The sequence below is a fragment of the Tessaracoccus terricola genome (genome assembly GCF_054776555.1).
The window spans coordinates 324,611-345,717 of record NZ_BAAHBS010000005.1 but is presented as its reverse complement, the minus strand read 5'-3'; the positions used below and the strand labels follow the sequence as shown (position 1 = coordinate 345,717).

Sequence of the window (21,107 nt, the reverse complement as noted above, 5' to 3'; positions counted from 1 at the left end):
CGCATCCCACTACGCTTTCTGGCATGGACTGGCTAGCGCAGGCCCGGGAACGGCTCCGGGCACGGCTCGTCGTGGTGACGGGCGCTTCGTCGGGGATCGGCCGTGCGTTCGTGGAGGCGATGGCGCCCTCGGGGGCGAAGTTCGTGCTGGTGGCGCGTCGTCGTGAGCTGCTCGAGTCGCTCGCGGAGCGGGTGCGGTCGGAGGGATCCAGGGCGGTGGTGCAGGCGCTGGACCTCCGCGACACCACTGCGGGCAGGGCCGCCGCCGAGGAGGTGCTGGCCGAGCACGGGATCCCGGAGGTGCTGTTCAGCAACGCGGGCCACTCGATCGCCCGCGGCCTCCACGCCCTGGTGGACCGGCCCGACTCGGTCACGCGCTCCGTCGCGGCGAACTTCACCGGTCCCGTCAGCCACGCCCTCCCCCTGCTGGGCGCGATGTGCGACCAGGGCGGGGGGCACTTCATCGCCACCACCACCGTGAACGCCCGCACGTCCGTCCCCGGCTGGTCCCCCTACGTCGCTTCCAAGGCGGGCTGGGACGCCTGGGCGCGCAGCATCGCACCCGAACTCCGCCGCGACGGCGTGGCGACGTCAGTGCTGGCGTTCCCGCTGGTGGCGACGCCGATGGCCACACCCACCCGCGGCCGGGCACCGAGGGTCGCCATGAGCACCGAAGCAGCCGCCGAATGGGTTGCCCGCGCCGTCGTGACGCGGCAGGGGCGGGTGGGTCCGTGGTGGCTGCGTCCCTACGAGGTGCTGCACGCCGTCGCCCCGGGGACGACGGCGAGACTGACCGCACCGTTCTCGCTCAGGCTCGCCGACCGTGACCGCTGAGGTGCGGGGGCCCTGGCGGCCCACTTGGGTGGCACTGTGGCGGGTGCTGCGGTCACAGGTCCGCGCCCGTGGTTCGGACCCCGCATTCACCGACGATGCCGGCACCTTGACCAGGCGCGAACTGTGGCGGGCCATCCGGCGGCGACGCCGGGAGTTGCGCAGCGGCTCACGGAGCGCTCCGGCGGTGGTGCTCAGCTCGGACGAGGCCCGCACCGTGGTCATCGACGCGTTGGGCGGCCTGCTGGCCCGGCGCACCGTGGTGGTCGTCCCACCGCGCGCCGGTGAGCGGGCACTCCGGGAGGCCCGGGCGGCACGTTCCGGAGGGGCCGGGGTGTTCTTCACCACCTCAGGTACGACTGGCGGTGCCCGCGTGGTGCGGTCACGTCGCGGCGTCCGCGCGATGGGTCAGGTGGTGGGGCTGCTCGGCATGCTCCCCCGGTTCCGCCGGCCTGTCGTCGTCAGCCTGGCACCGGTGAGCCACGGCCACGGCTTCACCACGTTCCTGGTGACCATGGCGCTGGGCGGCCACTTCGTCGCCCCTGGACGCCAAGCCGCCGACCGGCTCCGGGGGTTTGGCTTCGTAGACGTCCTGACGGGAGTCCCGCTCCAGCTGGAAGAGCTGGCTGGCACCCTCACACGCCATTCGGCACCGGTGCCCCGGTTCGGATTGGTGCTCAGCGGTTCGGACCGGCTCACGGGACCGGCGAGGTTGTCGGCGGCCTTCGGGGCGCGGGTGGTGGATGCCTACGGCACCACCGAGACCGGCACGCTCACCCTTGACGGGCTGCCGCTGCCCGGCGTCCGCATCAGGGCTGACCAAGGGCGGCTACTGGTGCGCTCCCCCATGCTTGGCCCCGGCTTCTTCGATTCAGATCGCGGGTTCATCCGGGACGGGCGCGTCCACGTGACCGGCCGCGCCGACGGGGTCCGGGTCTCCGCCGGGGAGAACACCAGCCCCGAGGTAGTTCGGCGGTGGCTTCTGGCGCAGCCCGGGGTCTCGGCCGTCAGGCTCGAGGACCGGGGCGACGAACGCTTCGGCACCCGCCCCGTGGCGGTGGTGACAGCCGCGGGCCACGTCGACGGCCGGCAGCTGAGGGAGGCCATCCGCAGGGAGTTCGGGAACGCCGCCACCCCTGCGGCCGTGGAGGTCACGACAGCAGGGCGGCCCTGACCGCCACCGGTCAGGGCCAAGCTGTTCTTCGGCTGGTCAGTCGACCGAGTCCATCGACTGGACCGACTGAGCGGACTGGACGGACTGCGGGCTCTGCGCCGACTGAGCCGAGACCGGGCTCTGCACCGACTGCGGGCTTTGGGCGGACTGGACGGACACGGGGCTCTGCGCCGACTGCACGGAGGCGGGGCTCTGGGCAGAAACCACGGACTGGGCGGTCTGGATGGTCTCGGCGGAGACCACGGACTGGGCACTGACCACGGACTGCGCCGTCTGCACGGACTGGGCGCTGAGCTCGCCGGCCACCTGGGCCAGCGGGGTGTCGAGGGTGGTGCGATTGAAGGCGGCGACGCTGGGGGCAGCGGCGGCGGGAACCTTGGTGGCGACGTCCCAGCCGTCGGCGGCTGCGGCGACGGAGCGGCGCTCGGTGAGCTGGAGCGCCTCGGTCGGCTCCACCGCGTTGGCGGCGGCGAGGCCCAGGCCGAGGGCGGAGAGGGTGGTGACGCCGACTGCGATCTTCCAGGTCTTGTTCATGGCTTCGGTTCCTTTCGAGAACTGCTGTGTTGTTGTTGGTACCCACTCAACTACCCGGAGATGACGGGATCCTGACATGGGAATTAGGACGTTCTCATCCAGTTCCACGGGCGATGTCGAGAACGCCCCACCGGCTGCGACCCAGTGGTGAGAGCGACCAGAATGGGTCGCACCAGCCGAAGGAGAACCACCATGAAGTACCTCATGCTGAAGCACTACCGCGGCGCACCCGCCGCTGTGAACGACGTCCCCATGGACCGCTGGACGCCCGACGAGGTCTCGGCCCACATGACCTACATGTCCGACTTCGCGGAGAAGTACCGGGCCACGGGCGAGTACGTGGACGGGCAGGCGCTCGCGGAGGAGGGCACCTGGGTGCGCTCCGACGGCGAGGGTCGGCCGCCGGTGACCGACGGCCCCTTCGCCGAGACCAAGGACCTCATCGCCGGCTGGATGGTGATCGACGTCGACTCCTACGAGCGCGCGCTCGAACTGGCCGGCGAGCTCTCGGCCGCACCCGGAGCGGGCGGTGAGCCGATCCACGAGTGGCTGGAGCTGCGTCCCTTCCTGAGCGCAACACCCACCATCCAGGAGTGACGTGGACGACGGGCTGGTCCGCCGGCTGAGCTCGGAGGTGATCGGCATCCTCTGCCGGCGCGGCGCGGACTTCGCGTCGGCGGAGGACGCCGTCCAGGAGGCACTGCTGGAGGCGTGGCGCAGCTGGCCGGCGAACCGACCGCGCGACCCCAAGGGCTGGCTGGTGACCACGGCGTGGCGCCGCCACCTCGACGCCTTGCGTGCCGACTCCTCCCGCCGGCTGCGGGAGGAACGTGCCGGGGCGGAACCGCCGCCCGGTGCGGCGCCGGTGGCCGATGACACGCTCCGGGTCTGGTTCCTGTGCGCCCACCCGGCGCTGACGACGTCGTCGGCCGTCGCACTGACGCTGCGGGCGGTGGGCGGCCTGACCACCCGACAGATCGCCGACGCCTACCTGGTGCCGGAGTCGACCATGGCCCAGCGGATCAGCCGGGCCAAGCGGGTGGTGGCGGAGGCCGGACTGCAGGGCGCCGGCGACGTGGGAACGGTGCTGCGGGTGCTGTACCTGGTGTTCAACGAGGGCTACTCCGGAGACGTGGACCTGGCTTCCGAGGCCATCCGGCTCACCCGAGCCCTGGCCACCCTCGACGACCATCCCGAAACCCGGGGCCTGCTGGCGCTGATGCTGCTGCACCACGCCCGGCGGCCGGCGCGCTGGACGGATGACGGCCAGCTGGTGCCGCTGGCGGAACAGGACCGCCGGCTGTGGGACACGGCCCTCGCGGCCGAGGGGATCGAGATCCTGCAGGGCGCGCTGGCCGAGGACCGGCTGGGCGAGTTCCAGGCCCAGGCCGCCATCGCCGCACTCCACGCAGACGCCCGGAGCACTGCGGAGACCGACTGGGTGCAGGTGGTGGAGTGGTACGACGAGCTCGTCCGGTTGACCGACGGCCCGGTGGTCCGCCTCAACCGGGCCGTCGCCGTCGGCCAGGCCGACGGGCCCGGCGCCGGGCTCAGGGCGCTGGCCGAACTGGACCCGGGCCTGCCGCGCTACGAGGCCGTCGCCGCACACCTGCACGAACGCACCGGTGACCTCCGGCTGGCAGCAGACCTCTACGCGTCGGCTGCGCGTCGCGCCACCAACGCCGCGGAGCGGGAGCACCTGCTGCGGCAGGCCGCCCGGTTGAACGCCAGCGCATAGGGTTGGGGTCATGATCGACCTCTCGCTGGCACTGCAGCTCCGCGACGCGGGCCTGGCCTGGCGGCCGGCCCCCGGGGACCGGTTCATCGTGACCGCCACCGAGATGATCGACGACCTGCTATTCCTCTCCGACATGGTGATCCAGCCCCGCGAGTTGGAGACCGGCACGATCTTCGCCTTCAACGGCACGACGGAGTGGGCGCTGGACTCCGTGGCGCAGGAACGGACCGTGTGGCTGCCCCACGAGGGGCAACTGCGCGCGGCCCTGGGCGACGCGTTCCGCTCGCTCACCCGCTCCGCCGGCTACACCGTGGCCATCCTGGTGGGCGGGGCGGAACTCGAATTCCACGACCACGACCCGGAGAACGCCTACGCAAAGGCCCTGCTGGCTGCGCTCGAGCACAGGGCACCGGCACCCTAGGGGCCGGCACCGGGACGCCTCCGGGCAACGCCCGATACCCCCTCCCCCGCCCCATCCATAGGTTGAAGGTGACCGAGCCGACGACCGACGGAGGGGAACCATGCCAGGCGTGCCGGAACTGCGCAGACTGACGCGCTCCGCGCTGCGTCGCAACCCCGTGGCCGGCGGCGTCCTGGTCGGCTTCGTCGCGCTGGCGACGATGCTGGCCGCCTCGGCCGCCGCCCTGGTGGTCACCGCCACCGGTGCTGCCGAGTCCATGATGTCCCAGGCCCGGACACCGCACTTCCTGCAGATGCACGCGGGCGAGGTGGACCGGGACCGGATGGCCGAGTTCGCGGACGGGCACCCGCTCGTGGAGCAGTGGGCGGTCAGCGAGATCCTGAACGTCGACGGCGCGGCGGTCCGGATCACCGGCGACGGCGTCGACACCACCCTGGCCGCCGGGCTGCAGGACAACTCGTTCGTCACCCAGAACCCGGACTTCGACTTCCTGCTGGACACCGAGGGCAACGTCATCGAGCCCGAGCCGGGGACGGTCTGGCTGCCCCTGTTCTACCTGGTCGGACTCGACCTCGCCGTCGGGAACACCGTCGCCGTGACGGGTCCGGGTGGGCGGTTGGAACTGGAGGTGGCGGGCTTCCTGCGTGACTCCCAGATGAACTCCTCCTACGCCTCCTCCAAGCGGCTGCTGGTCTCGCCCGCGGACCTCGAGCGGGTGCGCACCGCCGTCGCCGACGCCGGTGCCGTGGAGCACCTGGTCCAGTTCCGCTTCGCCGACCCGACAGGGGCCGCGGGGTTCGAGGCCGAGTACCGCGAGGCCGGGCTGGAGGCCCACGGCCCCACCGTCACCGGGAACCTGTTCCTGCTGGTCAACTCCCTGTCCGAGGGGATCACCGCGGCCATCGCGCTCCTGGTCTCACTGCTGCTGGTGGGGATCGCGCTGCTGTGCGTGCGGTTCACGCTGCTGACCACCATCGAGCAGGACTACCGCGAGATCGGGGTGCTGAAGGCCGTCGGCGTGCGGCGTCGTCACGTGCGGCGGCTGTACTCGCGGCGCTACCTCGCGCTGACGCTGGGCGGGGCCGTCGTCGGTCTGGTCGCCGCCGTCGGCCTGAGTCGGCTGTTGCTGGCCAGGGTGGAACTGTTCATGGGACCGTCGGGGCGCGAGGTGCCCTCGGCCCTCGCCGGAGTGGCGCTCGCCGCGTCGCTGGTGGCGGTGGTGATGTTCTCGGTGCGGCGCACGCTGCGGGCCCTGGAACGGGTCTCGCCGGTCCATGCGCTGCGCAGCGGGGCCGCACCCTCCACGTCGCCCCGGCGCCTGCCGCGCTGGCTCACCATCGCCGACGGCGCACTCGGCACCAACGCCACCCTCGGACTGGGGGACCTGTGGCGCCGCCCGGGACTGTTCGTCGTCCCCCTGGTGGTGCACACGCTGGCGGTGTTCGTGCTGGTGGTGCCGCAGAACCTGTACACCACGGTCACCGCCCCCGACTTCATCACCAACATGGGCGTGGGCGTCAGCGACATGCTCGTGGACGTGCGCCCACCCGCCGGGGCGGAACGCGTCGAAGCGCTCGCGGCCGAACTCGACGCCGACCCCCGGGTGGAGCGCCACAGCCTGCTGGTGACGTCGGCCTACACGGCCACCTCGGCCGACGGCAATCGGGTCAGCCTGAAGATCACCTCGGGCGAGCACGCCATGTTCCCCGTCTCCTACCTCAGCGGCCATGCCCCCACCGAGCCCGGACACCTGGCGCTCTCCGCGATCCAGGCCGAGACCCTCGGCGCAGCGCTCGGCGACGTCGTGGTGGCACAGCCGGTGGGCGGCGGGGACCCGCTGCGGCTTTCGGTGGTGGGCCACTACCAGGACATCACCAACGGCGGCCGCACGGCCAAGATGGTGGCGCCGCACACCTCCTCGGAGGTGATGTGGAGCACCCTGCAGGCTGACTTCGGCCCCGGGTTCCACACCGGCGCCGCCATCAGCGGCTACGCGGCGGCCAACCCGGACGTGCGCGTCAGCTCCGTGCCGGACCAGGTGCGCGCCACCCTGGGCGGCACCATCGACGCGCTGGGCGCGGCCGCGCTCGCGGCCGTCCTGGTGGGCCTGGCGGTCGCGGCCCTGGTCACCGCCCTGTTCATGAGGCTGCTGGTGGCGCGCGACGCCGCCCGCATCGCGACGCTGCGCGCCCTCGGCTTCCGGGACCGCCAGATCCGGTTCCAGGACCTGGTGCGGTCCGGGAGCGTGCTGGTGGCGGGGGTGCTGCTGGGCACGGTGCTCGCCCACTTCCTGGGCGGTCCGCTCGCCGGAGCGCTGCTGGGCCCCGCGGGCCTGTCCGAGCTCTCCCTGCACACCAATCCCTGGCTGACCCTCGTCGCCACGCCCGCCGCGCTGCTGCTCGTCGTGGCGGCCACCACCCTCGTCAGCACCAGATCCGGCGTCGACCAGTCGATCGCCCAGACCATCAAGGAGTGAACATGTCCACCGCTGTGCTGGAGGCCACCGGCATCCGCAAGTCCTATCCCGGGACCACGGTCCTGCACCGGGTGGACCTGCACGTCGCAGAGGGCGAGTTCGTCGCCGTCATGGGACCGTCGGGTTCCGGGAAGTCGACGCTGCTGCACTGCCTCGCCGGACTCGACGGCGTCGACGAGGGCACGGTGAGGCTCGAGGACGCCGAACTCACCGCGCTCGGTCCCGACCGGCTCGCCGACGCGCGTCGGGAACGCATCGGCTTCGTTTTCCAGCAGCCGACCCTGCTGCGGGACCTGTCCCTGCTGGACAACATCGTGCTCACCAGTTCCCTCGACGGCATCGGGACGGCGACGGAACGCCAGGCCCGCGCCGAGGAGCTGCTGCGGCGGGCCGGGATCGCGGACCTCGGTGACCGGATGCCCACCGAGGTCTCCGGCGGGCAGTTGCAGCGTGCCGGGATCTGCCGGGCCATGATGCGCTCCCCCAGCATCCTGTTCTGTGACGAACCCACGGGCGCGCTCAACAGCGCCGCCGCTGCCGGGGTGATGGACCTCCTGGGGGAACTGAACGAAGCCGGCACCGCGCTGCTGGTGGTGACGCACGACGCCACCGTCGCCGCCCGCGCGGACCGGGTGGTGTTCATGGCCGACGGCCACGTCTCGCAGCAGCTTTGGCTCGGGGACACGCTGGACCCGGTGGCCGCCGTCACTAGGATTGTGCGGTGATCCAGATCCGCGAGGTCCGCACGGACTCCCCCGTGGCCGTCGTGCTCCTGCGGGAGTACGTGGCCGACCGCGTCGCCACCCGTCCGCCAGCCGCCGGCGGGTACCAGGCGCCGCAACCCGACCCGGCCTTGTTCCTGCCCCCACAGGGCACGTTCGTCGTGGGCGCCGAGGGCGACGAGGTGCTCGGCTGCGCGGGCATCCGCAGCATCGTGCCCGGCCCGGAGTGGGTCGACGACGGCTTCGGCGGCAGCCGCTGGTACGAGCTCAAGCACCTGTTCACGCGCCCGGAGGCGCGCGGGCGGGGTGTCGCCAGGCGGCTCCTCGAACACCTCACCATCGCCGCCCGCGAGTTCGGGGGCGACAGGTTGGTGCTGGACACGCACTCGTCGCTGGACGCCGCCTCCGGGCTCTACGCCCGCGCCGGGCTCCGCGAGGTGCCCCGCTTCAACGACAACTCCAACGCCGACCGCTGGTACGGCAAGGAGCTGTAGCCGCTCAGACGAGTTCGACCGAGCCCTCGCCGTCGGAGGCCTGGACCTCGCCCAGCACCCAGGAGTCAATCCCCCGCTCGGTGAGGCCCGCGATGGCCGTGTCCACGCCGTCGGCCGGGAGGACCGCCACCATGCCGACGCCCATGTTCAGCGTGGCGTCGACGTCGGCCTGCGAGAGGCCGCCCACCTGCTGCACGAGCTGGAAGATGGGGCCGGGGGTCCATGAGTCACGGCGCAGGACGGCCTTGTGGCCATCGGGGATGACGCGGGCCAGGTTGTTGGCCAGACCCCCGCCGGTGACATGGCTGAAGGCATGCACCTCGGTGCGCTTGATCAGGTCCAGCACGTCGAGCGCGTACACCTTGGTGGGCTCCAGCAGTTCCTCCCCGAGGGTGCGGCCCAGTTCGGCGACGTCGCGGTCCAGCGCCCAGCCGGCCTGCTCCAGCAGGACGTGGCGCACCAGCGAGTAGCCGTTGGAGTGCAGGCCGGAGGAAGCCATCCCCACCACCACGTCGCCGGCGACGATCCGGTGCGAGCCCAGGATCTCGTCCTTCTCCACGATGCCGGTGGTTGCGCCTGCGATGTCGTACTCGTCGGGGCCCAGCAGGCCCGGGTGCTCGGCGGTCTCGCCGCCCACCAGGGAGCAGCCGGCCGCCACGCAGGCGTCGGCGATGCCGCCGACGATGGCGGCGATCCGCTCGGGCACCACCTTGCCGGTGGCGATGTAGTCGGTCACGAACAGCGGCTCGGCGCCCACGACGACGAGGTCGTCGACGAGCATGCCGATCAGGTCGAAGCCGATGGTGTCGTGCTTGTCGAGGGCCTGCGCGATGGCCACCTTGGTGCCGACGCCGTCGGTGGAGGTGGCCAGCACCGGGTTGCGGAAGTCCTTCAGCGCACTGGCGTCGAAGAAGCCGGCGAACCCGCCGAGGCCGCCCAGCACCTCGGGGCGGCGGCTGCGGGCCACGGAGGCCTTCATCAGCTCGACGGCGCGGTCTCCGGCCTCGATGTCGACGCCGGCGGCGGCGTAGGCACTGGTGTTCACTGTTCCTCCAGCTTCAGCAGTTCGGCCTGCTCGGGTGGGATGCCGACGGGGTACTTCCCGTCGAAGCAGGCGCGGCACAGGTTGTCCGCGGGGATGGTGGTGGCCCGGGTGAGGCCCTCCAGGGAGATGTAGCCGAGGGTGTCGGCACCGATCGAGCGGCAGATCTCCTCCACCGTCAGGCCCGGCGCGATCAGCTCGGCGCGGGTGGAGAAGTCGATGCCGTAGAAGCAGGGCCACTCCACCGGCGGCGACGAGATCCGCACGTGCACCTCTGCGGCGCCGGCCTCGCGCAGCATCCGGACCAGGGCGCGCTGGGTGTTGCCGCGCACGATCGAGTCGTCGACCACGACGAGTCGCTTGCCGGCGATGATCTCGCGCAGCGGGTTGAGCTTGAGCCGGATTCCGAGCTGGCGGATGGTCTGGCTGGGCTGGATGAAGGTTCGCCCGACGTAGGCGTTCTTCACCAGGCCCTGCCCGTAGGGAATGCCGGACTCCTCGGCGTAGCCGATGGCCGACGGGGTGCCGGACTCGGGCACGGGGATCACCAGGTCCGCGTCGACGGCGTGCTCGCGGGCCAGTTCGCGGCCGATCTCCACGCGGGTGGTGTGGACGCCGCGGCCGGCGATGGTGGTGTCCGGGCGGGCGAGGTAGACGTACTCGAACAGGCAGCCCTTGGGCTTGGCCTCCGCGAAGCGCTGCGAGCGCAGGCCCGCCTCGTCGATGGCGATGAACTCGCCGGGCTCCACCTCGCGCACGAAGCTGGCGCCGACGATGTCCAGGGCAGCCGTCTCCGAGGCCACCACCCAGCCGTGCTCCAGGCGCCCCAGCACCAGCGGGCGGATGCCCTGCGGGTCGCGGGCGGCGAACAGGGTGTTCTCGTTCATGAAGCTGAGGCAGAACGCGCCGCGCAGGCGGGGCAGCACCTTCATGGCGACGTCCTCGAGGGGCTCGTCGCCGAAGGACACCATCAACGCCGTCACCAGGGACGTGTCGTTGGTGGAGTCCATGGTCTTCTTCTCCGGCACCTTCTCGCCGGAGTCCAGCTCACCCAGCCACTGCTCGAGTTCGAGGGTGTTGGTCAGGTTGCCGTTGTGGGCCAGCGCGAGCCCGCCGTGGGGGCCGGAGCGGAAGGTGGGCTGGGCGTTCTGCCAGACCGAGGCGCCCGTCGTCGAGTAGCGGGTGTGGCCGACGCAGACGTGGCCGCGCAGGGCGGTGAGGGTGGTCTCGTTGAACACCTGGGACACCAGCCCCATGTCCTTGAACACCATGATCCGCTGCCCGTTGGACACGGCCATGCCGGCCGACTCCTGGCCGCGGTGCTGCAGGGCGAACAAGCCGTAGTAGGTGAGTTCGGCGACGTGCTCACCGGGAGCCCAGACGCCGAAGACGCCGCACTCATCCTGGGGTGCGCGTTCGATGGGGTCGATGTCGAGGCTCAGCTGGCCGTCGGGACGTAGCACCGGGTCAGCTTACCCCGAGCAGCGCGGGCGGCCCACATCGTGCGCAGGCCCTGAGACCCACCCGCGGACCCTCAGGAACCCGTGGCCAGGTTGACCAGCATCAACGCCTCGGCGGTGGCCGCCTTCGCGAGGTCGCCGAGGTCCACGGACTCGTCGATGCCGTGCATCCGCGAGTCGGGATCCGTGACGGCAGTGACCAGCACGACGGCGTCGGGGTTGCGTTCGGCGAACTCGGCGACGATGGGGATGCTGCCGCCGCAGCCGATCTCCACGGGGTCCTTTCCGAAGGCCTCGACGAAGGCGGAGCGGGCGGCCTCGGCGAGGGGGCCCTCGAGCGCGATCCGGCTGGGGCCGCCGAGCTGTCCGTCGGTCACCTCCACCTTCGCGCCCCAGGGCGAGTTGCCCTCGAGGTGGGCGCGCAGGGCGGCCTGCGCGGCCTCGGGGTCCTGGCCGGGCGCGAGCCGGACGCTGACCTTGGCCGAGGCGGCGGGGATGAGGGTGTTGGAGGCGTCGGTGATCCGGGTGGTGTCGATCGCCAGCACGGAGGCAGCGGGCTTGTACCACATGCGCTGGACGGCGCTGTCGGTGCCGATCTGCTGCACGCCGTCGAGCATGCCCGTCTCCTGGCGGATCCGCTCGTCGGGGTAGGCGAGGTCCGGGCCGGGGAAGGAGCCGATGCCGTCGATGGCGACGTCGCCGTTCTCGTCGTGGAGCGTCGCCAGCAGCCGCACCAGGGCAGTGAGGGCATCGGGGACGACGCCGCCGAACTGGCCGGAGTGCAGCCCCTGTTCCAGGGTGGAGACGGTGACCACGGCGTCGACCACACCGCGCAGCGACGTGGTCAGGCTGGGCTCGCCCACTGCCCAGTTGACGGAGTCGGCGATGACGAAGACGTCGGCGCTGAGCTCCTCGGCGTACTCGTCCAGCAGAGCCGAGGCCGTCGGGGACCCGATCTCCTCCTCGCCCTCGATGAACAGCTTCACCCCCACCGGTGGGTTGCCGTCGAAGGCGCGCAGCGCGGCGAGGTGGACGGCGATGCCACCCTTGTCGTCGGCGGAGCCGCGGGCGTACAGGCGGCCGTCGCGCTCGTCGGGGGTGAACGCCGGCGAGGTCCACAGCGCCGGGTCGCCGGTGGGCTGGACGTCGTAGTGGGCGTACAGCAGGACGGTGGGCATGCCCTCGGGCGCCGGGTAGTGGCCGTACACGGCGGGCTTGCCGCCGGCCTCGATGAGGCGCACCTCGGGGCAGCCGGCCCCCTTGAGCAGGCCCTCGACGCGGTGGGCGCAGGCCAGGACGTCGGCGTCGTGCTCCGGCTGGGACGACACCGAGGGGATCGTGATCAGTTCGTGGAGGTCCGCGATGACCGATGGCAGGACGTTCTCGAGGTCCCAGGAGAGGTTCGTCATGGGTCCAACCGTACTCGGGCCGCCATCCCATGGCGACGGTGGCCCGGCCGCCATGACCAGCATGCGTAACGCTTTCAGCAAATCTCACCGATTTGTTGGTAGCGTTTGCGACTGAGGGAAGGAACGCTGATGGCACCCAGGAAACGGACGAGGATGGCCGATCTCGCCGACGCTGCAGGCGTCTCCACGGCGACGGTTTCGCGCGTGCTCAGCGGCAAGCCGGGCGTGAAGGAGGAAACCCGGCGGGTCGTGCTCGAAGCCATGAACGAACTCGGCTACGCCCGCGAGACGGCCAACGGCAAGCGCACGGGCGTCGTGGCCATCGTGGTGCCCGAACTGTCCAACCCGGCTTTCCCCGCCTTCGTCGAGGAACTCGACATCCTGCTGTTCGCCGCCGGCCAGGCCAACGTCGTGTGTCCCGCCGGCAACTCCGGCACCGGCGAACTGCAGCACCTGGAGACGCTGCAGGGGCTGAACGTCTCCGGCGTCATCTCGGTCTCCGGCACCCCCGCCGACAGCCTCGGCTCCAACGAGCACTACCGGCGCCTCATCGAGTCCGGCGTCCCCACGGTGTTCATCAACGGCTACGCCCCGGAACTGCGGGGCGCGTTCTTCTCCTGCTCCGACGCCGAGGCGGTCTCCGCCTCGGTCACCCACCTGCGCACGCTCGGCCACGAGCGGATCGGGCTGGCCATCGGCTCCGAGCGCTACCTCCCCGCCCGGCGCAAGGCCGAGGCGTTCGAGGCACTCGGATTCTCCCGGGAGAGCATTGCCAGCACGGTCTTCACCGCCGAGGGCGGCCAATTGGCGACCGCGAGGTTGGTCGAGTCCGGTCACACCGCCGTCGTCTGCGGCTCGGACATCATGGCACTCGGCGCCGTGCGGGAAGCCAACGCCCGAGGCCTGTCCGTGCCGGGGGACCTGTCCGTGGTCGGCTTCGACGACAGCCCGCTGATGGCGTTCACGGCCCCTGCACTGACCACGATCCGCCAGCCTGTGCGAGCGATGTGCGAGGCCGCAGTCACTGCACTCCTCGAAGGCCTCGGCGGCACCCCCCTGGACCGCTCCGAACTCCTCTTCCACCCAGACCTGATCATCCGCAACTCGACAGGACCCGCTGCATGACCCAAACTCCTTGGTGGCGCGACGCCGTCATCTACCAGATCTACCCCCGCTCCTTCGCGGACAGCGACGGCGACGGCTACGGCGACCTGCCGGGTGTGATCGAGCGCCTGCCCTACTTGGTGGAGCTGGGTGTGGACGCCATCTGGCTGTCCCCCTTCTACCGCTCCCCCATGGCTGATGCCGGCTACGACGTGGCCGACTACCGGGTGGTGGACCCGCTCTTCGGCGAAACCGCCGACGCGCACCGCATGATCGCCCGGGCCCACGAGCTGGGGCTGCGCGTCATCGTGGACCTGGTGCCCAACCACACCTCGGACGAGCACGAGTGGTTCCGTGCCGCAGTCGCCGCCGGGCCCGGCTCGGCCGAGCGGGAGCGCTACCTCTTCCGCGACGGGCAGGGTGACGGCAGCGTGCCACCCAACAACTGGCACAGCGTCTTCGGCGGCTCGGCCTGGACCCGGCTCACCGCCCCCGACGGCACCCCGGAACAGTGGTACCTGCACCTGTTCGACGAGCGCCAGCCGGATCTGAACTGGGACAACCCAGAGGTCCGCGCCGAGTTCGAGGCGATCCTGCGCCACTGGCTGGACGCCGACGTCGACGGCTTCCGCATCGACGTGGCCCACGGCATGGTCAAGGCTCCCGGACTGCCCGACGAGGACGTCGTCGACGCCGAACTGCTCGGTATGCAGATGGGCCCGGCCTGGGACCAGGACGGCGTGCACGACATCTACCGTGACTGGCACCGGGTGCTCGAGGGCTACGACGGCGACCGGATCCTGGTGGCCGAGGCCTGGGTCCCCGCCTCCCGGATCGCCAACTACGTGCGCCCCGACGAGATGCAGCACGCCTTCAACTTCGAGTTCCTCGAGTGCCCCTGGGACGCCGAGGCATACCGCCGCGTGATCACCTCGTCGCTGGCGGCCACCGCCGCCGTCGGTGCCCCCACCACCTGGGTGCTGAGCAACCACGACGTGGTGCGCCACCGCAGCCGCTACGGACGCGCGGACACCACCAACCACCACGGCATCGGTGCCGCCGATCCCCAGCCGGACAACGAGTTGGGCCTGGCCCGCGCCACCGCGGCCACCCTGATGATGCTCGCCCTGCCCGGCTCGGCCTACCTGTACCAGGGCGAGGAGCTCGGCCTGCCCGAGCACACCACCCTGCCCGACGACGTCCGCCAGGACCCCACGTGGTGGCGCTCCGAGCACACCGAGGCGGGCCGCGACGGCTGCCGCGTGCCGATGCCGTGGGAGGCGGACGCACCGGGCCTGGGTTTCTCCCCCAACGGGCGGACCTGGCTGCCCCAGCCCGAGTCCTACCGAGGGTTGGCAGTCGACCAGCAGATGGGCGTTTCCGGCAGCACGTGGTCCTTGTACCGCGACGCGCTGCGGCTGCGCCGCGAGTTGGGACTCGGACGCGGTGAACTCGAGTGGCTGGACCTGGGTGAGGGCGTCGTCGCGTTCCGGTCAGCAGGCGTGGGCGTGGTCACCAACGTGTCCGCCCCGTCGGTGGCGCTGCCGGCGGGCGAGGTGCTGTTGGCCAGCGGCGACGTCGACGACGGCACCCTGCCATCCAACACCACCGCCTGGATTCGGCTCAGCTGACGGGGCTGCCGTCGGGATTGCGTCTGGTCAGGAACAGCGCCGCGGCCACGCCGATGACGCACACCGCCGCGGGCAGCAGGATGCTCTGGCCCATGGCGTCGGAGAACGGGCCGGCCACCTCCGGAGGCACGCTGCCGCCGGAGCCCTGGATGGAGGTGGGCAGGCCATGGGCGACGAGCCGGGCCTCCATGGTGGCTGCGATCGCGGCCGAGCCCACCACCGCGCCCACCTGGCGCAGCGTGTTGTAGACCCCGGCCCCCGCGCCCGCACTGTCCATCGGCAGGTCGCGGGTGGCCGCCATCGACAGCGCACCCCACATGCCGCCGTTGGCGAGGCCGAGCAGCGCCGTCGGGACCAGCAGCAGGAGCACGGGGACCTGCGTCTGCACCCACAGCCCGAACCACGCCAGCCCCAGCCCGAGGCAGGCGAGCGCTGCGACGGCGATCCACTTGCCCAACCAGCCGTGGGCGAGCTTGCCCATGAACGGGGCGAGCACGCCGGAGATCACGGCCATCGGGATCAGCATCGCCGCCGCCCGGATAGGGGTGAGGCCGGCGCCGACCTGCAGGTAGAGCATCATCGGCATCGCCATGCTGGTGACCACGAAACCCACCACGCAGATCCCGATGCTGGCGAAGGTGAAGTCCCTGGTCCGGAACAGCTTCAGCGGCAGCAGCGGCTCCGAACGGTTGACGGCCTGCCACACGACGAACAGGACCAGCACCACCGCGCCGGCGATGATGAGCCCCACCGACGGGGGCGCGACGGCCACCGGACCGAGGGTGATGGGCACGGGGCCGAAGTCGTGCGCGGCACCCTCCTGGATGCCGAACACCAGCAGGAACATGCCCACGGCGCTGAGCGCGACGCCGGGCAGGTCGAAGGTGTGGCTGTGCCGCGGCAGTTGCGGAACGATGATCGAGACCGCGACGATCGCCACCAGGCCGACCGGCAGGTTGATGAAGAAGATCCACCGCCAGTCCAGACCGTCGACGATCACGCCGCCCAGCATCGGCCCCACCAGCGTCGCGAACCCGGCCACCCCGCCCCAGAGCCCCATCGCGGTGCCACGCTGTCTGGGCGGAAACATCCGGGTGATCACGGCCATGGTCTGCGGCGTCATCATGGACCCGCCGAGGCCCTGTGCGACGCGGGCGAGGATCAGTTGCTCGATGGTGGTGGCGAACCCACACCACGCCGACGACAGCGTGAAGACGGTGATGCCCACCAGGTAGACGTTCTTGGGGCCGAACCGATCCCCCAGCCTGCCGGTGACCAGCAGCGGTACCGCGAACGCGAGCAGGTACGCGCTGGTGACCCAGACCACGTCGTTCACGTCGGCGTCGAGGCCGGTCATGATGTGCGGCATCGCGACGGAGACGATCGTCTGGTCCACGAGGATCATGAAGAACCCGATCACCAGCGAGAACAGCGCCGGCCAGGCGCGTTTCTGCTGGGAGGGGAGGAGATCGGTCTCGGCAACGGGCATGCTGCGAAGTCTGCCACCTCAGTGTGGTGATCCTGCTGGTGAAGCATCAGGGACACCACGCTTAGGGAGTGCGACAGCCATCCCGAACGACGCCGTCGGGGAGGTGCGCCGTCGGGGAAGTAGAATCGCGGGATGTTGTTTTCGCGGGACGAACCGACCACCGCTGCGTCGCGTGGCGGTGTGGCGGGCCGCGCCGCACTCCGGTCGCTGTTCGGGCTGGCGCTCGCCGGTGTCCTCACACTGGGGCTCGAGCTCACCCATGGGCTGGGCAAGGCCCGGCCCGAGCCGGTGGAGCGGCTGCTGCAGCTGCAACCCGGCGTGGTGGCCATCGGGGTGGCTCTGGTGTGGGCGGTGTTCGTCTTCCTGCGGGCCGTGTCGAACCGGACCTGGGTCGCGGCCGCAGGTTTGATCGTGCTGCTCACCCTGATCGCCTGCGGGGACTACTTCAAGCTGCGCCTGCGCGGCGAGCCGCTGTTCGTCTCCGACGCCACCTACCTCACCCAGACGGGCTTCCTCGTGGAGAACGTGGGCGCCGGCCCCCTGCTGCTGATCGGCGCGGCACTGGTGGCCATCCCCCTGGTGGGCTGGACCTTCACCCGCCATGCGGCCCTCCGCCGCGGGCCACGCCACCCGGACCGGACGCAGCCTCGGCTCCGTCGCCACGTGGTGGGGCGAGTGGTTGCGGGCACGATGGCCGCGACGGTGCTCCTCACAGCTGCCACGTTCAACGTGCCGGGCAACACCGCACGCGCCCTGTACGAGGCCGCCGGCGCGAAGTGGCGGCCGTGGAACCAGGCGCAGAACTACGACGACAACGGCGTGATCGCCGGCCTGCTGTACAACCTGCCCGCCGCCCCGATGGAGGAGCCGGCGGGTTACTCCGAGGGCGTGATGGACCTGCTGGCGGAACGCTACGGCGAGGTCGCCGCGGACCTGAACGCCGATCGCGAGCCGGCGGCGCTCGCGGACACCAACATCGTGCTGGTGCTGTCCGAGTCGCTCTCGGACCCACTCGCGATGCCGGACATCACGGCGGCCGAGGACCCGCTGCCCTTCATGCGGGAGCTGATGGCCGAGAACACTTCCGGGACGCTGCTCTCGGGCGCCTACGGCGGCGGCACCTCCAGCATGGAGTTCGAGGTGCTCACCGGCATGGCGGTGGCCAACCTGCAGCCGCAGGTGGACAGCCCGTTCCCGGGACTGGTGGCCCAGACCGAGTCGTTCCCGAGCCACCTGCGCACCTTCGGCGACGGCACCCACTCCACCTACGCCATCCACCCCTACGCCGATGAGTTCTACCGCCGCAACGTCGTCTACCCCGCCCTCGGCATCGAGCGGGCGGAGTTCCGTGACGAACTTCGCGGCCTGCGCAAGCTCCCGGGCGACCAGTACATCTCCGACGCCGCGGTCTTCGAGAAGGTGGTGGACGAACTGGCCGCCTCGCAGGACCCGATGGTGGTCAACGTCGTCACCATGCAGAACCACGGCCCCCAGCAGGGCCTGGCCAATCCCATCAACGTCGAGGGCCCGCTCGACGATGCCCAGCGCGAGACCGCGGGTCAGTACCTGCGCGGCCTGAAGGCCTCCGACGAGGCGCTGGAGGCGTTCGCGGCGGACCTGGCGGACATGGACGAGCGCACCATCGTGCTGCTCTACGGAGACCACCTGCCCAACGTCTGGCCCGAGGAGGTGCTGGACGCGAGCGGGCCCACTGGGCGATACGAGACACCGTGGGTGGTGTTCGCGAACTTCCCCACCACGAAGCAGGACCCGGGGATGATCGGGGCCAACCAGTTGGTGAACCAGGTGCTCGACTCCGCGGGTGCCGCCCACACGCCGTGGACCGCGCTGCTGCACGAACTGGCCACCGAGATCCCTGCCATCGAGCGGACCGGATGGTTGGGGCCCGACGGCGAGGCGATCTCCGAGGCCGACCTCACCGACCGCGGCCGCGAGCTGCTGCGCGACTACCGGCTGGCCCAGTACGACATGGCCGCCGGCGCCGGCTGGGCCACCGAGGAACTCCTGGCGCCGCCGCGCTGAGACCGGCTCAGGACTCCCGCTTGTGGTAGACGTCCAGGGTCAGTGGCCACCGCAGCCGTAGCCGGGCGCGCAGCCCGCGGTAGACCACCAGGAACACCCCGACGCCCAGGAACGTGATCCCGCAGGCGAGCGCCCCGAAGATGAGCGTCGAACGCGGCCCCAGGAGGTCTCCCACCCAGCCGACGACGGGGGCGCCGATCGGGGTGCCGCCCATGAAGATGGCCATGTAGAGGGCCATCACGCGGCCGCGGAACTCCGGTGCCGTGGACAGCTGCACCGTGGAGTTGGCGCTGGTCATGACGGTGAGGGCGAACAGGCCGCAGGGCACCAGCAGCAGCCCGAAGGTGATGTAGGTCGGCGCGAGTCCTGAGAACAGGCAGAACAGTGAGAACAGGCCGAGCGCCCCGAGCAGGACGCGGAGCCGCGGGGTGCCCCGGCGCGCGGCCAGGAGCGCCCCGGCCAGGGTTCCGACGGCCATCGCGGAACTCAGCAGGCCGTACTCCTCGGCGCCCTTGCCGTAGATCTCGGTGGCCATCAGCGCGATCGTGATCTGGAAGTTCATGCCGAAGGTGCCGAGCATGAACACCACCAGGAAGATCAGCATCAGGTCCGGTCTGGACCTGACGTAGGCGATGCCCTCCCTGACGGTGCCGCGGGTCTTGGGTTTCGGCGGGAGCATGAGCTCGGAGTCGCGGATCAGGAGCAGTCCCAGCAGCACGGCGATGAAGCTGAGGGAGTTGATCAGCAGCGCCGGGGCCACGCCCCAGGCGCCGATCACCACACCGGCCACCGCGGGGCCGATGAGACGGGCCATGTTGAAGGAGGCGGAGTTGAGACCGACGGCGTTGGCCACCAGTTTCGGACCGACCAGTTCGTTGACGAACGCCTGCCGGGCGGGGTTGTCGAAGGAGACCACCACGCCCTGCAGGAACGCCAGCAGGTAGGCGTGCCACAGCACCGCCAGGTCCGTGGCCACCAGGAACCACAGCGCCAGCCCGGTGATGGCCATCAGCACCTGGGTGGTGAGCAGGATGTGCTTCTTGCTGAACCGGTCCGCGATCAACCCGGCGTAGGGGGCCAGGAACGGCAGCGGCAGGAACTGCAGACCGGTGACGATGCCCAGCGCGGAGGCGGAGCCGTCGGTGAGGATGGTGAGCACGAGCCAGTCCTGCGCCGTGCGCGCCATCCACGTGCCGACGTTCGAGACCACAGCCCCGGCCGCGAACCAGCGGTAGTTGGGGACTGCGAGGGAGGCGAACGTTCTGCTCATACGTTCGCCACCCTAGCCCCGGGGCCGGCTCGGGCGGCCGGGATCAGCCGATGAGGTGCTCCAGTGCCAGCTGCTGCAGCTGGACGAAACGGTACTCGCGCGCACCCTTGGCGTCGGCGTCGAACTCCTCCTCGGCGGCGAGGAAGTCAGCCACGGACTCCCCCTCGGCGAGGGTGGGCTGCGCCAGCTCGAAGATCGAGGCCTCCTCCATCAGCGCCTGGACGGCAGGGTCCTGGCGGAACTTGCGGGCCTTCTCGGCCAGCATCAGGTAGCCCACCATGTTGGCGCGTGCGGAGTCCCACACGCCCTGCATGCCCTCGGTGCGGCTCGGCTTGTAGTCGAAGTGGATCGGGCCCTCGTAGCGGGTGGCGTCCGGGGAGGCGGGGAAACCGTTGACGAGCAGGTCGACGGTGAAGAACGCACTCATCAGGTCGCCGTGACCGAAGGCCAGGTCCTGGTCGTACTTCAGGCCGCGCTGGCCGTTGAGGTCGATGTGGAACAGCTTGTCGCGGTACAGGGCGAGCGCCAGGCCGTGGGTGTAGTTCAGGTTGGCCATCTGCTCGTGGCCCACCTCGGGGTTGAGGCCGACGATGTCGCCGTGTTCCAGCGAGTCCGCCAGCGCGAGGGCGTGCCCGATGGTGGGCAGGAAGATGTCTCCGCGGGGCTCGTTGGGCTTGGGCTCCAGGCCGATGCGCAGGTCGTAGCCCTGGGACTTGATGTAGCCGGCGACGGTGTCGAGGCCCTCGGCGTAGCGGGCGTGGGCGGCGAACAGGTCCTTGGACGAGTCGTACTCCGCACCCTCGCGGCCGCCCCACATGACGAACGTGGTGGCGCCCATCTCCGCGGCGAGGTCCACGTTGCGCAGCACCTTGCGCAGGCCGTAGCGGCGCACGGCGCGGTCGTTGGAGGTGAGGCCACCGTCCTTGAACACGGGGTGGCTGAAGGTGTTGGTGGTGACCATCTCCACCACCAGGCCGGCCTTGTCCGCGGCATCCTTCAGCTTGGCGAAGGTGGCGCGGCGCTCCTCCTCCGGTGCGTCGTAGGCGACGACGTCGTCGTCGTGGAACGTGATGCCCCACGCCCCGAGCTCCGCGAGCTTGTCGGAGTACTCCCACGGGTCCAGGCTGGGACGGGAATCTCCACCGAACGGATCCGTGCCCGTCCAGCCGACGGTCCACAGACCGAATGAGAACTTGTCAGTCTTTGAAGGCACAGGTGCCATGTCCACTCCTCAACGAGTTTTGTTTCTGTCGACAACTTAATCAGTGGG

At 70.9% G+C, this 21,107-nt stretch carries 18 protein-coding genes; 11 read left to right on the top strand and 7 right to left on the bottom strand.

Features of this window, described 5'->3' with window-relative positions; all coding sequences use genetic code 11:
- Positions 1-23: 23 nt before the first annotated feature.
- Together ACYU7G_RS11410 and ACYU7G_RS11405 are read left to right on the top strand one after the other, a co-directional pair.
- Positions 24-833 carry an SDR family NAD(P)-dependent oxidoreductase gene (locus tag ACYU7G_RS11410; RefSeq protein ID WP_461107895.1) on the top strand — a complete coding sequence of 270 codons (810 nt, stop codon included), beginning with the start codon at positions 24-26 and terminating at the stop codon, positions 831-833.
- Positions 823-2,004 (top strand): AMP-binding protein, encoded by a 1,182-nt coding sequence (locus ACYU7G_RS11405; protein ID WP_461107893.1) that lies wholly within the window; start codon positions 823-825, stop codon positions 2,002-2,004. Before ACYU7G_RS11410 ends, ACYU7G_RS11405 begins: the two co-directional genes overlap by 11 nt.
- Before the next feature lie 36 nt (positions 2,005-2,040).
- On the opposite strand, the gene ACYU7G_RS11400 is transcribed toward ACYU7G_RS11405, so the two are convergent.
- A complete protein-coding gene (locus tag ACYU7G_RS11400; RefSeq protein ID WP_461107891.1) occupies positions 2,041-2,538 on the bottom strand; it encodes a hypothetical protein in 498 nt (165 codons plus the stop codon).
- A gap of 192 nt (positions 2,539-2,730) precedes the next feature.
- On the opposite strand from ACYU7G_RS11400, the gene ACYU7G_RS11395 reads away from it, so the two are divergent.
- From ACYU7G_RS11395 to ACYU7G_RS11370, 6 genes are all read left to right on the top strand, one after another.
- Entirely contained in the window at positions 2,731-3,135 is a 405-nt protein-coding gene (locus ACYU7G_RS11395; protein WP_461107889.1) for a YciI family protein, read from the top strand.
- Between the two features lies 1 nt (position 3,136).
- Positions 3,137-4,276, top strand: a complete 1,140-nt coding sequence (locus tag ACYU7G_RS11390; protein ID WP_461107887.1) for an RNA polymerase sigma factor — start codon at positions 3,137-3,139, stop codon at positions 4,274-4,276.
- A 10-nt stretch (positions 4,277-4,286) separates the two neighbouring features.
- Positions 4,287-4,697, top strand: coding sequence for a pilus assembly protein CpaE (locus ACYU7G_RS11385; protein WP_461107885.1), 411 nt, complete (start codon positions 4,287-4,289; stop codon positions 4,695-4,697).
- A 100-nt stretch (positions 4,698-4,797) separates the two neighbouring features.
- Entirely contained in the window at positions 4,798-7,173 is a 2,376-nt protein-coding gene (locus ACYU7G_RS11380) for an FtsX-like permease family protein (RefSeq protein ID WP_461107883.1), read from the top strand.
- A gap of 2 nt (positions 7,174-7,175) precedes the next feature.
- Positions 7,176-7,898, top strand: a complete 723-nt coding sequence (locus ACYU7G_RS11375) for an ABC transporter ATP-binding protein (protein ID WP_461107881.1) — start codon at positions 7,176-7,178, stop codon at positions 7,896-7,898.
- Positions 7,895-8,389: a GNAT family N-acetyltransferase gene (locus ACYU7G_RS11370; protein ID WP_461107879.1), complete on the top strand. Its 495-nt coding sequence runs from the start codon at positions 7,895-7,897 to the stop codon at positions 8,387-8,389. The genes ACYU7G_RS11375 and ACYU7G_RS11370 overlap by 4 nt, the downstream gene beginning before the upstream one ends.
- 4 nt (positions 8,390-8,393) lie before the next feature.
- On the opposite strand, the gene purM is transcribed toward ACYU7G_RS11370, so the two are convergent.
- The 3 genes from purM to ACYU7G_RS11355 form a co-directional block, all read right to left on the bottom strand.
- A complete protein-coding gene (gene purM / locus ACYU7G_RS11365) occupies positions 8,394-9,434 on the bottom strand; it encodes a phosphoribosylformylglycinamidine cyclo-ligase (protein ID WP_461107877.1) in 1,041 nt (346 codons plus the stop codon).
- Positions 9,431-10,894, bottom strand: coding sequence for an amidophosphoribosyltransferase (gene purF / locus ACYU7G_RS11360; RefSeq protein ID WP_461107875.1), 1,464 nt, complete (start codon positions 10,892-10,894; stop codon positions 9,431-9,433). Before purF ends, purM begins: the two co-directional genes overlap by 4 nt.
- A 71-nt stretch (positions 10,895-10,965) precedes the next feature.
- Entirely contained in the window at positions 10,966-12,300 is a 1,335-nt protein-coding gene (locus ACYU7G_RS11355) for a M20/M25/M40 family metallo-hydrolase (RefSeq protein WP_461107873.1), read from the bottom strand.
- Positions 12,301-12,429: 129 nt separating this feature from the next.
- Here ACYU7G_RS11355 and ACYU7G_RS11350 point away from each other — a divergent pair, with 129 nt between their 5' ends.
- Both ACYU7G_RS11350 and ACYU7G_RS11345 read left to right on the top strand, forming a co-directional pair.
- A complete protein-coding gene (locus ACYU7G_RS11350) occupies positions 12,430-13,425 on the top strand; it encodes a LacI family DNA-binding transcriptional regulator (RefSeq protein ID WP_461107871.1) in 996 nt (331 codons plus the stop codon).
- On the top strand, positions 13,422-15,035 hold the full coding sequence (locus tag ACYU7G_RS11345) for a glycoside hydrolase family 13 protein (RefSeq protein ID WP_461107868.1): 1,614 nt from the start codon (positions 13,422-13,424) through the stop codon (positions 15,033-15,035). The genes ACYU7G_RS11350 and ACYU7G_RS11345 overlap by 4 nt, the downstream gene beginning before the upstream one ends.
- On the opposite strand, the gene ACYU7G_RS11340 is transcribed toward ACYU7G_RS11345, so the two are convergent.
- Positions 15,028-16,524, bottom strand: a complete 1,497-nt coding sequence (locus ACYU7G_RS11340) for a DHA2 family efflux MFS transporter permease subunit (protein ID WP_461107866.1) — start codon at positions 16,522-16,524, stop codon at positions 15,028-15,030. The genes ACYU7G_RS11345 and ACYU7G_RS11340 overlap by 8 nt on opposite strands.
- Positions 16,525-16,656: 132 nt before the next feature.
- On the opposite strand from ACYU7G_RS11340, the gene ACYU7G_RS11335 reads away from it, so the two are divergent.
- Positions 16,657-18,567: an LTA synthase family protein gene (locus ACYU7G_RS11335; protein WP_461107864.1), complete on the top strand. Its 1,911-nt coding sequence runs from the start codon at positions 16,657-16,659 to the stop codon at positions 18,565-18,567.
- Positions 18,568-18,574: 7 nt separating this feature from the next.
- Here ACYU7G_RS11335 and ACYU7G_RS11330 read toward each other — a convergent pair whose 3' ends face one another.
- Positions 18,575-19,837, bottom strand: a complete 1,263-nt coding sequence (locus ACYU7G_RS11330; protein WP_461107862.1) for an MFS transporter — start codon at positions 19,835-19,837, stop codon at positions 18,575-18,577.
- 43 nt (positions 19,838-19,880) lie between these two features.
- On the bottom strand, positions 19,881-21,059 hold the full coding sequence (gene xylA / locus ACYU7G_RS11325; RefSeq protein WP_461107860.1) for a xylose isomerase: 1,179 nt from the start codon (positions 21,057-21,059) through the stop codon (positions 19,881-19,883).
- Positions 21,060-21,107: the final 48 nt, after the last annotated feature.

Excerpts from the sequence above, each read along its gene's own strand:
- ACYU7G_RS11395 (WP_461107889.1), top strand. The coding sequence starts at position 2,731 with ATGAAGTACCTCATGCTGAAGCACTACCGCGGCGCACCCGCCGCTGTG.
- ACYU7G_RS11375 (WP_461107881.1), top strand. The coding sequence starts at position 7,176 with ATGTCCACCGCTGTGCTGGAGGCCACCGGCATCCGCAAGTCCTATCCC.
- ACYU7G_RS11410 (WP_461107895.1), top strand. The coding sequence starts at position 24 with ATGGACTGGCTAGCGCAGGCCCGGGAACGGCTCCGGGCACGGCTCGTC.
- ACYU7G_RS11330 (WP_461107862.1), bottom strand. The coding sequence starts at position 19,837 with ATGAGCAGAACGTTCGCCTCCCTCGCAGTCCCCAACTACCGCTGGTTC.
- ACYU7G_RS11335 (WP_461107864.1), top strand. The coding sequence starts at position 16,657 with ATGTTGTTTTCGCGGGACGAACCGACCACCGCTGCGTCGCGTGGCGGT.
- xylA (WP_461107860.1), bottom strand. The coding sequence starts at position 21,059 with ATGGCACCTGTGCCTTCAAAGACTGACAAGTTCTCATTCGGTCTGTGG.
- ACYU7G_RS11355 (WP_461107873.1), bottom strand. The coding sequence starts at position 12,300 with ATGACGAACCTCTCCTGGGACCTCGAGAACGTCCTGCCATCGGTCATC.
- ACYU7G_RS11350 (WP_461107871.1), top strand. The coding sequence starts at position 12,430 with ATGGCACCCAGGAAACGGACGAGGATGGCCGATCTCGCCGACGCTGCA.
- ACYU7G_RS11345 (WP_461107868.1), top strand. The coding sequence starts at position 13,422 with ATGACCCAAACTCCTTGGTGGCGCGACGCCGTCATCTACCAGATCTAC.
- ACYU7G_RS11400 (WP_461107891.1), bottom strand. The coding sequence starts at position 2,538 with ATGAACAAGACCTGGAAGATCGCAGTCGGCGTCACCACCCTCTCCGCC.
- ACYU7G_RS11340 (WP_461107866.1), bottom strand. The coding sequence starts at position 16,524 with ATGCCCGTTGCCGAGACCGATCTCCTCCCCTCCCAGCAGAAACGCGCC.
- ACYU7G_RS11380 (WP_461107883.1), top strand. The coding sequence starts at position 4,798 with ATGCCAGGCGTGCCGGAACTGCGCAGACTGACGCGCTCCGCGCTGCGT.
- ACYU7G_RS11385 (WP_461107885.1), top strand. The coding sequence starts at position 4,287 with ATGATCGACCTCTCGCTGGCACTGCAGCTCCGCGACGCGGGCCTGGCC.